At 76.8% G+C, this 13,577-nt stretch carries 11 protein-coding genes; 6 read left to right on the top strand and 5 right to left on the bottom strand.

All coding sequences use genetic code 11. The features are described from left to right. Nucleotides 1-60 precede the first annotated feature (60 nt). A complete protein-coding gene (locus AB0O91_RS35675; RefSeq protein WP_363442149.1) occupies nucleotides 61-1,179 on the bottom strand; it encodes a serine hydrolase domain-containing protein in 1,119 nt (372 codons plus the stop codon). Nucleotides 1,180-1,322: 143 nt separating this feature from the next. On the opposite strand from AB0O91_RS35675, the gene AB0O91_RS35670 reads away from it, so the two are divergent. The 6 genes from AB0O91_RS35670 to AB0O91_RS35645 all read left to right on the top strand — a co-directional run bounded on the left by AB0O91_RS35670 (nucleotide 1,323) and on the right by AB0O91_RS35645 (nucleotide 8,519). Then, nucleotides 1,323-2,546, top strand: a complete 1,224-nt coding sequence (locus AB0O91_RS35670; RefSeq protein ID WP_363442147.1) for a histidine kinase — start codon at nucleotides 1,323-1,325, stop codon at nucleotides 2,544-2,546. After that, complete coding sequence (locus tag AB0O91_RS35665) at nucleotides 2,543-3,253, top strand: response regulator transcription factor (protein WP_363442145.1); 711 nt, start codon at nucleotides 2,543-2,545, stop codon at nucleotides 3,251-3,253. The genes AB0O91_RS35670 and AB0O91_RS35665 overlap by 4 nt, the downstream gene beginning before the upstream one ends. A gap of 94 nt (nucleotides 3,254-3,347) precedes the next feature. Continuing rightward, on the top strand, nucleotides 3,348-4,370 hold the full coding sequence (locus AB0O91_RS35660) for an RNA ligase family protein (protein ID WP_363442144.1): 1,023 nt from the start codon (nucleotides 3,348-3,350) through the stop codon (nucleotides 4,368-4,370). Nucleotides 4,371-4,538: 168 nt separating this feature from the next. Beyond that, nucleotides 4,539-5,588, top strand: a complete 1,050-nt coding sequence (locus AB0O91_RS35655) for an alpha/beta hydrolase (RefSeq protein WP_363442142.1) — start codon at nucleotides 4,539-4,541, stop codon at nucleotides 5,586-5,588. A gap of 302 nt (nucleotides 5,589-5,890) precedes the next feature. Further along, a complete protein-coding gene (locus AB0O91_RS35650; RefSeq protein WP_363442140.1) occupies nucleotides 5,891-6,805 on the top strand; it encodes a diiron oxygenase in 915 nt (304 codons plus the stop codon). Nucleotides 6,806-6,857: 52 nt separating this feature from the next. Continuing rightward, nucleotides 6,858-8,519 (top strand): 4Fe-4S binding protein, encoded by a 1,662-nt coding sequence (locus AB0O91_RS35645; RefSeq protein WP_363442138.1) that lies wholly within the window; start codon nucleotides 6,858-6,860, stop codon nucleotides 8,517-8,519. Between the two features lie 57 nt (nucleotides 8,520-8,576). Here the strand turns inward: AB0O91_RS35645 and AB0O91_RS35640 are convergent, their stop codons facing one another. The 4 genes from AB0O91_RS35640 to AB0O91_RS35625 form a co-directional block, all read right to left on the bottom strand. Next, nucleotides 8,577-9,617, bottom strand: a complete 1,041-nt coding sequence (locus AB0O91_RS35640) for a Rieske 2Fe-2S domain-containing protein (protein WP_363442136.1) — start codon at nucleotides 9,615-9,617, stop codon at nucleotides 8,577-8,579. Between the two features lie 5 nt (nucleotides 9,618-9,622). After that, on the bottom strand, nucleotides 9,623-10,468 hold the full coding sequence (locus AB0O91_RS35635) for a methyltransferase domain-containing protein (protein ID WP_363442134.1): 846 nt from the start codon (nucleotides 10,466-10,468) through the stop codon (nucleotides 9,623-9,625). A gap of 172 nt (nucleotides 10,469-10,640) precedes the next feature. Further along, nucleotides 10,641-13,205, bottom strand: coding sequence for an FtsX-like permease family protein (locus AB0O91_RS35630; protein ID WP_363442132.1), 2,565 nt, complete (start codon nucleotides 13,203-13,205; stop codon nucleotides 10,641-10,643). After that, nucleotides 13,199-13,577: ATP-binding cassette domain-containing protein (locus AB0O91_RS35625; protein ID WP_363442130.1), on the bottom strand; the 379-nt coding region annotated here is incomplete at its 5' end. The genes AB0O91_RS35625 and AB0O91_RS35630, both read right to left, overlap by 7 nt.

Here is a 13,577-nt window from a genome sequence, read left to right as displayed (position 1 = left end):
CCCGGCGCCCGGCCCGGCAGAGCGGTGAGCCGCCCGGGCCGGGCCGAGCGCCGGGGGTGCTCAGCGGCAGAGGGCGGTGTCGACGAGGGCTTCGAGGCGGTGCGTGACGGCCCGGTCCGACGGGACCTCGGTCACCGTGATGTTCGCGGCGCGGCCGTCGTCCGTCGCCCCGCCGCGGGACTCGAAGCCCGGGATGTCACCGCCGTGCCCCCAGTAGACGCCGCCGCAGGACAGCGGCCGGCTGACGATCCCCAGCCCGTACCCGGCGCCGGTGTCGCCGATCGGGACGGTGGTGCGCATCTGGGCGAGCTGGGCCTGCGGCAGCAGGCGGCCGGCCAGCAGCGCGGTGAAGAAGCGGTTCAGGTCGTCGCCGGTGGAGACCATCTGGCCCGCCGCCCACCCGGCCGAGGGGTCCAGCTCGGTGGTGTCGATCAGCGGGCCGCCGGGCTCGTCCCGGCGGTAGCCGTGCGGGTGGGCCTCCCGGAGGGTGCGGTCCCCGGCGGCGGGGAAGGAGGTGTGGCGCAGTCCGAGGCGCTGGACGATCCGCCGGTCGATCTCCTCGGCGATCGGCCGCCCGGTGACCTTCTGGACGATCAGGCCGGCCAGCACGTAGTTGGTGCTGCTGTACCCGAACGTCGCGCCGGGCGCCGCGGCGGCCGGGTGCCGGAAGGCGAGGTCGAGCAGTTCGCGCGGCTCGAAGTACCGCTGCTGGAGGTCGGAATCGGGGATGTCGCCCTCGTAGTCGGGCAGTCCGCTGGTGTGCTGGAGCAGTTGGCGGACGGTGATGCGGCGCCCGTCGATGCCGTCGCCGCGGACGATGCCCGGCAGGTAGGTCTCGACCGGCTCGTCCAGGCCGAGCCGTCCCTCGCCGACCAGCTGTAGGGCGACCACGGCGGTGAAGGTCTTGGTGTTGCTGCCGATCCGGACCTGGCCGTCCCGGGGGACCGCGGCGCGGGTGGTGACGTCCGCCACCCCCGCCGTGTAGCCGCGGGTGCGGCCGCCGCGGTCCTGGACGCTCGCCAGCGTGCCGGGCGGGCCGTCGTTCCGGACCAGCGCGTTCAGGCCCTGCTGGACGGCGTCGGGCCGGGCGGCGGCCGCGGCGGTCGGCACGGTCGGGACGGTCAGGGCGCCCGCCGTGATGAGGCCGAGGGCCAGCGCGGTGGAGACGGTTCGTCGCATGGTGGACTCCATGGGGATGGTCGGGGCGTGGTGGACCCGATCCTGGGCCCCGGGGCGTCCGGCGCACATCGCGGAAAGGCGGGAGAACGGGCTCCCCCGATCGAGGGAGGTGGCCGCTGACCTGCCCGGACATACTGGCCGACATGATCACGGGAATCCGGCCGTTGCTGCGCGGCTCCACGTACACCGGTGCGCTGTTCGCCTACGGCGGCGCGTTGGCGAGCTTTCCGCTGTTGCCCTTCGCCGCGGTGCCGGCGCTGGCCGTGCGGCCCGCGCCGTACGCGGTGCAGGCCGGGCTGACCCTGCTGGTCTGGGCGGCGCTGATCGGCGCACTCGGGCTGGCCGGCACCACCCGGCGGGTGCTGGTCCGCTCCGCCCGGCGCCTGCTGAAGGTGCCGCTGCCGGATCCGGCCGCCGGGCGGGCGGGCGCCGACCGCCGGCGCACCCCGGCCTGGCTGCTGCTGCACGTGGGCGTGGGGTGGGTGGGGGCGCTGGTGAGCGGGCTGCTGCTGACCGCGGGGGTGGCCCTGCCGGGGGCGTGGCTCGACGGGGAGGCGCGGCTGACCCTGTTCGGCCGCTCGGTGCGGGTCGGGGACGGCTGGTGGAGCTGGCCGGTGGCGGCCTGCTGCGTGCTGCTGGCGCTGGCCGGGTGCGCGGCGGTGACCGGCGTGCTGCGCTGGGCGGCGCCCGGGCTGCTCGGAGCGTCCTCGGCCGAGCGGCAGGCGCAGGCCGCCGCCCGGGAGCAGCGGCTGGCCGAACGCAACCGGCTGGCCCACGAGTTGCACGACTCGATCGGGCACACGCTGACCGCGACCACGATCCAGGCCGCGGTGGCGGGCGAGGTGCTCTCGGCCGACCCGGCGGCCGCACGGGCCGCCCTGCGCAGCATCGAGGAGTCCACCCGGGCCGCGCTGGAGGACCTGGACTACGTGCTGGGCGTGGTGCGCGAGGAGGAGTCGGGCACCGCGCCGACCCGGACCCTGGCCGACCTGCCCGAACTGCTGGAGCGGCTGCGGCACGCGGGCGCCGTGGTGGAGCCCGAGCTGGCGGGCGAGCCGGCGCAGGTCCACGGGACGCTCTCCCGGGCGGCGTACCGGATCCTCCAGGAGGGGCTGACGAACGCGCTGCGGCACGGGGCGCCCGGCCCGATCGCCCTCCGGGTCGCGGTGGCGGCGGACGCCGTCGAGCTGCTGGTCGTCAACCGGACCGGCCCGGACGCCGACCGCCGGCCCTTCCCGACCTCCGGCCACGGCCTGCCCGGGCTGGCCGAGCGGGTCCGGCTGCTGCACGGCGAGTTCACCGCCGGCCCGGACGGGCCCGAGCGCTGGCGGCTGGCGGTCCGGCTGCCGGTACGGTCGTCGGCATGACCGCTCCCGCCCCCGCCGCCGAGGCCCCCGCCGAGGCCCCCGTTCCCGGTGCCCCCGTCACGCTGCTGATCGCGGACGACGACGAGGTGACCCGCAGCGGCCTGCGCACCCTGCTCGCCGTCCAGCCCGGGATCGAGGTGGTCGGGGAGGCCGCCGACGGCGTCGAGGCGGTCGAACGGGCGCTGCGACTGCGGCCGGACGTGGTGCTGATGGACGTCCGGATGCCGCGCCGCAACGGGATCGACGCCACCCGGGAGCTGCTCGCCGGCTCCGCCGAGCCGCCGAAGGTCGTGGTGATCACCACCTTCGAGAACGACGGCTACGTCACCTCCGCGCTGAGCGCGGGCGCCAGCGGCTTCCTGCTGAAGCGGCTGCCGGTGCGGCAGATCGCCGAGGCGGTGCGGGTGGTGGCGGCCGGGGAGGCGATCCTCTTCCCGGCGGCGCTGCGCCGGATGGTCGCCGCCCGCCCGCGGGGTTCCGCCGAGGCGCTGCCGCGGGCGGCGCTGACGGGGCGGGAGGAGGAGGTGCTGCGGCTGATGGCGACCGGGCTGTCCAACCCGGAGATCGCCGAGGCGCTGACGGTGAGCCAGGAGACGGTGAAGACCCACGTCGGGAACGTGCTGACCAAGCTCGGCGCGCAGAACCGGACCCATGCGGTGGTGATCGCGTACGAGTCCGGCCTGGTGGTGCCGGGGGCGGCCGGCTGAGCCGGGCGGGCCGCCCCCGGATCCCGTCGCCGCCGGGCGGGCCGGCCCCCAATCCCGTTGCCGTCGGGCGGGCGTTGCGGCGAGGATCGGTGCCGTGTCCGAGACGACGTTCGAAGGCTCCGCCGGCGCCGAGCTGAGGCCCTATCCGAAGATCCCCGCCCGGGGCCGCCCCGGCGCGCCCGGCAGCCGGGAGTGGACGGCGGCGGAGAAGGTGCACGGCGCGCACTTCGCCGTGGTCTGCGACGCGGGTGCCGTCCGGCCCGCCAAGCGGCGCGACCTGCTCGGCGACGAGGAGCTCGACGCCTTCTTCGGCGTGAGCCGGATCTGGCCGCGGCTGTCCGTCGCGGCCGGGCACCTCGCGGCGGCCCTGCGGCCGCCCCGGGGCGGGGCCGCGCTGGTGACCGTGTACGGCGAACTGGCCGGCGGCCGCTACCCGCACCCCGGGGTGCCCGCCCTCGCCGGGGTCGACCCGGTGCAGACGGGCGTCTGGTACGCGCCGGGGCTGCACTGGCTGCCGTTCGACGCCACCGTGGAGACCGCCGAGGGGCTCCGCTGGGTCGCCGACCGCGAACTGCGGACCGCCGCCGTGGCGGCCGGCCTGACCTGCGCACCGCTGCTCGGGCACGGCACGCTGAACTCCCTCCAGGACCTGCCGGTCGCCTTCCCCAGCCGGGTGCCGGCGCTGTTCGGGCTGCCGGAGCTGCCCGACAACCTCGCCGAGGGGTACGTGCTCAAGCCCGCCGGCGAGTGGTGCGAGTCCGACGCCGCCCGGCCGGTGGTCAAGGTCAAGCAGCGGGCCTTCGCCGAGGACGAGCGGTACGCCGGCGCCCGCCCGTACCTCCCGCCGCCCGAGGGCGCGGCCGGGGTGCCGGGCTGGCTGCTGGTCCGGGCCGCGGCCCTGCTGACCCCCACCCGCGCGGCGGCCGCCGTCAGCAAGCTCGGCCCGCGCACCGCCGCCGGGACGGTCGCGGCCGAGGTCGCCCGGGACGTGGCGGAGGAACTCGCCGAGGCGCTGGGCGGGTTGGAGGAGTCCGTCGTCGTGGCGCTGGTCCGGGCGCTCGATCCCGGTGCGCGCGCCCTGGTCGACTTCGACCGCCGGGACCGGCAGGGCTCCTGACCGTCCGGAGTGCCGGCCGCCGGCGGGGAACGGGTCGGCGGGGAACGGGTCGAGGGCGGCTCCAGGCGGCGTCGAGGAAGCTTCCGACTCCCCCGGGGGGAGCCCATCATGGGCTCCCGACCGGGTCCCCGGCCGGGGGATCGGGCAGAGGCTCCCAGGAGGCAGAAGATGTCGATTCCATTCCCCGTCCGGGTCCAGGCCGCCGTCGTCCGGGCCGTGTACGCCCTGCCCCACGGGCTGCGCCGGGCCTTCGCCGGGAAGCCGGAGGTGCGGGACGGGCAGACGCTCGCGCTGGACGCGCAGGTGATCCTGAAGTTCCAGCGGATGTCCAAGGCGACCATGGTGATGCCGGGCGGGCTGGGCCCGTCCCGGGACGAGATGGAGCACGCCCGGCACCTGGTGGGCGGGCCGACGATCGAGCCGGTGGGCGTGCGGGAGCTCGGGATACCGCGGGAGCGGGGCGAGACGCCCGCGCGGCTCTACACCCCGGCCGGACTGGGCGGGAGTTCCGGGCTGCTGGTGTACGTGCACGGCGGGGGCTGGGTGGTCGGCAGCCTGGAGAGCCACGACCACGTCGCCCGGTTCCTGGCGCAGCGGGCCCGGGTGCGGGTGCTGTCGGTCGGCTACCGGCTGGCGCCCGAGCACCCGTTCCCGGCGGGCCTGGAGGACGTGCGGGCCGCGCTGGACTACGCGTTCGCCAAGGCGGTCGACCTGGGCGTCGACCCGGAGCGGATCGCCGTCGGCGGGGACAGCGCGGGCGGCAACCTGGCCGCCGTCGCGGTGCAGGAGGCGGTGCGGCGGGGCGGTCCGGTGCCGGTGTTCCAACTGCTGCTCTACCCGGTGACCGACCTGTCGACCAAGCGCCGGTCGCACCAACTGTTCGCCGAGACCTACTTCCTGACCAGCGACAACATGGACTGGTTCGCCGACCGCTACGCGCCCGAGCCGGCGGACCGCACCGACCCGCGCATCTCGCCGCTGCTGGCCGACGACCTGACCGGGCTGCCGCCCGCGTACCTCAGCACCGCGGGCTTCGACCCGCTGCGGGACGAGGGCGAGGCGTACGCGCAGGCGCTGGAGGCGGCGGGGGTGGAGGTGTACCTGAGCCGGCAGTCGGACCTGATCCACGGCTACGCCAACTACATCGGCGTCGGCCACCGCTTCGAGGACGCGACGGCGGAGGCGGCGGAGGCGCTGCGGAAGGCGCTCGGCTGCTGAGCTGCACGGCACGGCACGGCATGGCACGGTACGGCACGGTACGGACGGAGCAGGGGCGGGGCCCGGGGCGGGCGCCGCCCCTTCGTCGTGCGCCGGGCTCGGGTGCCGGTCGAGGTGCCGGGCCCGGGTGCCGGCCCGGGTGCCGGTCGGCGCGGCAGCGGGGGCGTCAGGGGGCGTGCGCCGCGGGCCTGCGCGCTGTTTCGCCGCTGCGCAGGGGGTTCTCCGGACCCGGCTCTTATTGTACTGTCCGTCTAATAAGCGGGTGAGCGGGAACCCGCAGGAGCAGGCCCCCGGAGGCAGCCATGGCTCTCACCCACCACACGGCGGCGCACGGCCACACCGCGGCCGACGACGACGTCTCCAAGCGGCTGCTGGAGTCGGCCGCCGTGCTCTCCTACGACCCGATGACCGAGATCGACTGGGACGCGCCCCTCCCCGAGGAGCACTACGGCCTCAACCCGGAGTGGAGCACGCTCTACGGGACCGCGCTCTGGGACGAGATGACCGAGCAGCAGCGGGTCACCCTCACCCGGCACGAGGTCTGCTCGATCATGAACACCGGCATCTGGTTCGAGATGATCCTCCAGCAGATGGTGCTGCGCGACCAGTACCTCAAGAACCCCGCCAACGCCGAGTTCCAGTTCGCGCTCACCGAGATCGCCGACGAGTGCCGCCACTCGATCATGTTCGCCCGGGCCTGCCAGAAGATGGGCGTCCCCGCCTACCGGCCCAACAAGGTCATCGCCCAGGCCGGGCGCGCCTTCAAGGCCCTCGCCAAGGGTGAACTCGCCTACGGCGGCATCCTGGTGGCCGAGGAGGTGCTGGACGTCATGCAGCGCGACTGGATGCGCGGCGAGAACGTCCTGGAGATCGTCCGCGGCACCTCCCGGATCCACGTGGTCGAGGAGTCGCGGCACATGAAGTTCGCCCGGCAGGAGATCCGCGAGCGGGTCCGCCACGCGGGCCCGGCCCGCCGCCGCACCTCGGCCACCGGCATCGCGATCGGCGCGTACGTCATCGTCAGCAGCATGGTCCACCCCGGCGTCTACAAGGCCGCCGGACTGGACGTCGCCCGGGCGCTCGACGAGGTGCGGGGCAACGAGCACCGCAAGGCGATGATGCGCAACAGCTCCCGGCACCTGATGGCCTTCCTCGCCGAGACGGGCCTGATCACCAGCCGCGCGGCGGCGGTCTACCGCCGCGTGCACATGCTCTGACCGGCAATCGGCGACCACCAGCTCCAGCGAGGACGAGGACTCAACCCCGGCCATGGCCTACGCGATCACCCGGACCTGCTGCAACGACGCCTCGTGCGTGTCCGTCTGCCCGGTCAACTGCATCCACCCGACGCCGGAGGAGCCGGAGTTCGGCACCACCGACATGCTCTACATCGACCCGCAGGCGTGCATCGACTGCGGCGCCTGCGCGGACGCCTGCCCGGTCGACGCGGTGTTCCCGGTCGACCGGCTGCGCGGCCCGGACGTCGTCTTCGGCGAGCTCAACCGGGACTGGTACCGCGACCACCCCAACGACCACGCCTGGGGCGCGCCCAGCTTCCCGCGCAGCCTGCCCGGCGAGGTCGGCCCGCTGCGGATCGCCCTGGTCGGCACCGGCCCCTCGGCCGGGTACACCGCGCAGGAGTTGCTGCGCTGCACCGGCGCCGAACTCACCATGATCGACCGGCTGCCGGTCACCGGCGGCCTGCTGCGGCACGGCGTCGCGCCCGACCACCAGCCCACCAAGCGGATCGCGGAGAGCTTCGCGAGCGTCTTCCACGACCCGCGGCTGCGGATGCACCTCAACCTGGAGATCGGCACCGACGTCACCCACGAGGAACTCGCCGCACACCACCACGCCGTGGTGTACGCGGTCGGCGCGGCCGCCGACCGGAAGCTCGGCGTGCCCGGCGAGGACCTGCCCGGCAGCCTGCCCGCGACCTCCTTCGTCGGCTGGTACAACGCCGACCCGACGGTGCCCGCCGACGCGGTGGAGCTGTCCGCCGAGCGGGTGGTGGTGGTCGGCAACGGCAACGTCGCGGTGGACATCGCCCGGATCCTGCTCACTGACCCGGAGGTGCTCGCCGCCACCGACATCGCCGACCACGCCCTGGCCGCGCTGCGCCGCAGCCGGGTCCGGGAGGTGGTGCTGCTGGCCCGGCGCGGACCGGAACAGGCGGCCTGGAGCCGGCCCGAGTTCCTGGCGCTCGGCCGGCTGCCGGGCGTCGAGCTGGTGGTCGAGGACCACCCGGCGGTACGGGCGGCGATCGAGACGGCCGCGCCGGACTCGCGGGCCGCTCTGCTGGCCGGCCTGCCGCTGGTGCGCCACGACGGGGCCGCGCGGCCGGGGCCGGGGCGGCGGATCGTGCTGCGCTTCCTCTCGGCGCCGGTGGAGCTGACCGGCGAGGACGGCCGGGTCGGCGGGCTGACCGTCGAGCGCACCGCGCCGACGGCGGACGACGGGCTGCCCGAGGGCACCGGCGAGCGCGCGGTGCTGGCCGCCGGGCTGGTGGTGCGTTCGATCGGGCACCGCGCGGTCCCGCTGCCCGGGCTGCCCTTCGACGAACGCGCCGGGACGGTCGCCCAGCGCGGCGGGCGGGTCGTCGACCCGGCCACCGGCCGGGCGGTGCCCGGCGCGTACGTGGTCGGCTGGGCCAAGCGCGGGCCCTCCGGCGGGATCGGCGCCAACCGGGCCTGCGCCCGGGAGACGGTGGACGCGCTGCTGGACGACGCGGTGGCCGGGACGCTGCCGGAGCCGTCGGCGGGGCGGGCGGAGTTCGAACGGCTGGTGCGGCGGCGCCGGCCGGACGCGGTCGGGCTGAAGGAACTGCGCGCGGTGGACCGGGCGGAGCGCGAGCGGGGCGCGGCGCAGGGGCGGCCGCGGGTGAAGCTGGCGACGGTGGCGGAGCTGCTGGCGGCGGGCCGGCGGCGCTGAGGGCGGGGCCCGGTCCGGCCCGGTGACCGGAAGGAACCCGAGCCGGAGGGTGCCCGGCTACTCCGGTCCGGCCAGGTCGTGGCGGTCCGAGGGGTGGGCGTCGCCCGGGCCGGCCTCCTCGGTGTGGCCGGGGAGCTCGGCGGGCTCCACCCCCTCGGGGTAGAACTGCCGCGCCCACCGCCGGAACAGCCCGATCGAGCGCTCCCCGGGCACCAGCCGGGGCTGCGCCAGGTACCGCTTGTGCGCCAGCACCGGCCGGTCCTGCTCGAGGATCCGCAGCGTGGCCCGCAGCGCCAGCCAGGAGGCGGCCCGGTCCACCGCCTTCGCCGACCCGACCCCCGGCACCGGCACCGTGCTGGTCACCCCGACGCGCACCAGGGTGCGCCAGGGCGCGACCGGCGTCGGCAGCAGCCACACCAGCAGGGCGCTGCCCAGCTCGGGCAGTTCGGCGCTCACCCGCATCAGCCCCAGCCCGGCCATCGTCACCGGCTGCTCCAGACTCACCGCGCCCAGGCCCGGGAACCGGGTGGTGGTGCGCTGGTGGACGGTGAACAGCGGGCCCGCCTGCTCCGGCGGCGCGGTCTCCCGGGTGTCCAGGCCGTGCAGCACGGAGGTGTGCCGGAAGTCCACGCCGTTCTCCATCACCTCCTGCGGGTGGGAGGTCACTTCCCCCTGCCACCAGGCGAGCGGCCGCACCCCGAGCGCGGCGGGCAGCTCCCAGCCGGGTGCCGAGTCGTCCGGCCCGCCCCGCCAGACGAACAACGCGCCGTCCCGCTCGACCAGTCGGCGCCGCGCCAGCTCGCCGCGGAACCGGGTGCCGCCCGGCCCGCCGGTGCAGGAGCCGTCCGGCGCGAAGGCGAAACCGTGGAACGGGCAGACCAGTTCCTCGCCCCGGACCCGCCCGCCCGCGCCGAAGTGCGCGCCCAGGTGCGGACAGTGCGGCCCGATCGCGCGCACCGCGCCCCGCGCCGTCCGGTACAGCACCACGTCCTCGCCCATCAGCCGGGCGGTGCGCACCCGGCCGGGCGGCAGGTCGCGGGCCCGGCCGACGCAGAACCAGCCGGTCGGGTAGGGCAGCGGTGCGGGGCGTTCGGTCACGACGGTCACCTCGACGGCTTGACGGCCGTGTGAACGTACCAGCCGGTGACCTCGCGGGCGTCGTACCTCTCCCTCACGGTACGGATGTTGAGCCACCGGTCCGGACTGCCGAAGCGGCGCAGGGCCGCCCACGGCAGCCGCAGCACGGCGTGCAGCGCCTCCGTGGTGGGCCGGTAGTGGCGCGTCGCGTCCAGGGCCTCCTCGACCTCGAACCCGGCCTCGGCGAGCAGTCGGGACAGGCCGTCGGCGGGGCCGACCCGCATGCCGGCCGGCACCCGGGCGCCCGGGCGCGGTCCGGGCACCGGCGGCTCCCCGGTCCCGTCCCGTCCCGGCTCCCGGCGGACCGGACCGAGCAGCACCAGCCGCCCGCCCGGGCGCAGCACCCGGTGGAACTCGCCCAGGGCGCGCGGTGGGTCGTAGGAGTGGGGGAACGCCTCCATCGAGTAGAGGCCGTCGAACCCGCCTTCCTCGAAGGGGAGTTGATGGAAATCGCCGCACCGGAAGGTGACCCGGTGGGCTGCCGCGTGCGGCGTGCCCGCCCGGCGGGCCCGGGCGAGGAGGTCCTCCAGGATATCGATCCCGGTGACGGTCAGCCCGAACCGGCCCGCCATCGTCCGTGCCACCGCTCCGGTCCCGCAGCCCACGTCCAGCACCCGCGCCCCCGGCGGCAGCGCGAGCTTGCGGCCCAGCACGTCCTCCGCCTGCCGCTGCGCCCGCCGCAGCCGCCACTTCGACTGGCCCGGCTCCGTCCACCCCCAGTGCAGGGCGTCGTCCGCCGTCAGGGTGGAGAGCCAGCAGTTGCCGGTGTACATCCGGCGCAGTCCGGCCAGATCGAGTTCCTCGGTGGTCATGCGGGCACGCTAACGGCGGGTCCACGGGCGGTTCCGGCGGCGCCCCGGCCGGCTGGGCCGGACGGGCGGTACGTCCGTTCGTCGGACCGGCTGACCATCCGACACCGGGCCGGCGCACCGTCGGATACCGCCGACTTCCTTGGGAGCGAGGGGACTTCGGCCGCCGGGGCGGTCAGGCCGCGCCTGCCGCCGCGGGGAGGACGCCCCGTCCGTCGCGGTCGCGCAGGGCCAGGGCCGCCGGGAGCACCGCCGCCGTCAGGGCGACGGCCGCGCAGCAGGCGGCGAGCACGCCCAGGGCCGTCCAGGGCACCACCGCGGGGGTCGGGCCGACCAGGTCGGTCAGCGCGGCCCAGGAGCCGCCGACGCTGATCGCGGTGCCGAGCACGCCCAGCAGGGTGCCGGCCGCCACGCACATCAGTGTCTCGACGGCGACGGTGCGCAGCACCTGGCCCCGGGTGGCCCCGGCGAGGCGGAGCAGGGACAGCTCCCGGCGGCGGTCGCCGACGGTCATCACCAGCGTGTTGGCCAGGGCGATGACCGCGTAGCCGATCGCCAGTCCGAGGATCATCAACAGGGCGTTCCAGGAGGCCTGTTCGGTGCTGTCGGTGGCGGCCGACCAGATCTCCCGGGGAGTGGTGAGCCGGGCGCCCAGGCCGTCCACGGCGGTGTGCAGCGCGGCGGCGGCCCGGCCGGGGTCGGTGCCCGGCAGCACCCGCAGGTCGATCCGGGTCGCCAGGGCCGGGCCGCCGACGCCGCCGGTGACGGCGTCGGCGGCGGTCACCCAGGCCTGGACGGTCTCGGCGCCGGTGCCGAGCAGGGCGGCGACCCGCAGCTCCCGCGGGGTGCCGTCGGCCAGCCGCACGGCGACCGTCCCGCCGACCCGGGGCGCGCCGGGCCAGGTGCGGCTGAGCACGACCGAGCCGGGGCCGAGGTCGGCGAGCGAGCCGGCGACCACCGGGAGCCGGTCGACCTCGGCCAGCGCCGCCGGGTCCGCCGCGGCGGCGCCGAGCGGCACCAGGGCCTGACCGGTCGGGTCGACGGCCAGCAGCGAGGTCGGGGTGATCACCAGTGCCCGCACGCCGGGGACGGCGCGGACCCGCTCCACCACGGCCCGGTTCAGCCCGGGCGTCCCGGCCGGGGTGACCACCAGGTCGGCGGCGGAGAGCTGGTGGCGGACCTCGCTGACCTGCGAGCGGTCGATGGTGCCGATGCTGCCGAGCAGGCAGCCGGCGAAGGCGGTCACCAGCACCACCGGGGTGGTGGTCGCGGCGGTGCGCCGGAAGGCGGTGAGCGCGCTCTGCCGGGCGGTGGCCCAGACGATCCCGCCGCCCTCCTCGGCCGGGCGGCCGCGCAGCCGGGCCACCAGCGCGGGCAGACCGGTCAGCACCCGGATCGCCGGACCGGCCAGCACGGCCGCCAGCAGGACGCAGCCCGCGACGACGGGCAGCAGCAGGGCCAGCGAGTCGGCGGCGTTGGCCGCGGCGTCCGGCCAGCTGCGGGCGGTCAGCACCAGGGCCGCGATGGCGCCGCCCAGCACCAGCAGGCCGCCCGCCCAGCGGAACGCCAGTGCGCCGCGCGAGCGCCGCTCCGCGTCCGCCTCCGCCAGCGCCTCGCCGGGGCTGATCAGCCCGGCCTTCAGCGAGGAGAGCAGCACCCCGGCGAGCGCGGTCGCCAGCCCGATCGAGGCCGCCACCAGCAGCCCCCACCAGGTGACCGGGACGGTGAACCCGGCCGGCACCAGGTCGTGGCCGACCAGCCACCGGCCGGCCGGGGCCGCCCCGGCCGCGCCCAGCGCGCACCCGGCGGCGGAGGCCAGCAGGCCGACCAGCAGGGCCTCCCGGTGGACCAGGGCGCGCAACTGCCGGCGGGTGGCACCGATCAGGCGCAGCAGCGCGAGTTCCCGGCGGCGCTGGGCGATCGACAGCGCGAAGGTGCCGGCCACCACGAACACGGCGGTGCCGCCGGAGACGGCGGCGGACAGCCCGAGCGGGGTCTGCACGCCGTCCAGCCGGGCGCTGACCTCCAGGTGATGCGGGTCGGCCTGGGCGCGCTCGGCCCCGGTGAGCACCCGGGCCACGCCCGCGCCGCCGGCCGCGTCCACCGCCCGGCGCACCGCGTCGGCGGGGCCGAAGGCGGCCAGCACGCCGACGGCGGGGCAGTACCGGGCGGCTCGGGCATCGGTGAAGAAGACGGCGTGCTCGAAGGCCTCGGCCTCGGTGACGCCGGAGACCGTCGCGGTGTGCGGGCCGTCGGCGGTGACGTAGCGGACGGTCCGGCCGACCTGCTCCGGGCTCCCGCCGCCGATGACGATCTGGTCGTCGGCGGCGGGGGCGGTGCCGGCGGTGAGCCGGTAGCCGCCGAGGGCGGCGGCGGACCAGGCCCGGCCGACCTGCCCGCCCGGGCCGTCCGCGAGCTGGGCGTAGAAGGTGCGGTCCGCCACCGTCGGGCCGGTCGCGGCCACCGCGGTGAGCAGGGCGGCGGGCAGCCCCGGCTGGGCGGGCACCGGGGTGGGCTGGGTGTCGCCGCCTGCCGCGGGGGTGAAGTCCACGTTGAGGTCGGCGGTCACCAGGACCGGGGCTCCGGAGAAGCGCTGGCGGCCCTGGTCGGGGACGCCGGCGGTGGCCGCGATCACCAGGATCGAGGTGGCCATCAGGGCGACGCCGCAGGCCAGCGCGACGAAGCTGCCGACGAAGGAGGCCCAGCGGAGCCGGACGGAGGCGAGGGCGAGGGTCAGCACGCGACGGCCTCCGGGGCGTGGGTCCGTGCGGCCGGCGACTGGGTCCGTGCGGCCGGGGCCTCCAGGGCGGTCATCCGGGTGGCGACCTGCTCGGCGGTGGGCCGTGCCAGGGAGCCGGCCGGCCGGCCGTCGCGGAGGAAGAGCACCCGGTCGGCGCAGGCGGCGGCGACCGGGTCGTGGGTGACCATGACCACGGCCCGGCCGGGGTCGTCGGCCGCCCCGCGCAGCAGGGCGAGGACCTCGCGGCTGCTCCCGGTGTCCAGCGCGCCGGTCGGTTCGTCGGCGAGCAGCACCGCCGGGCGCGTGAGCAGCGCCCGGGCGATCGCGACCCGCTGCTGCTGGCCGCCGGACAGCTCGCCCGGCCGGTGCCCG

This window comes from Kitasatospora sp. NPDC089797, from assembly GCF_040684795.1.
GTDB lineage: Bacteria > Actinomycetota > Actinomycetes > Streptomycetales > Streptomycetaceae > Kitasatospora.
The sequence above is the reverse complement of the archived record's forward strand: the minus strand, read 5'-3'. Positions and strand labels throughout refer to the sequence as shown.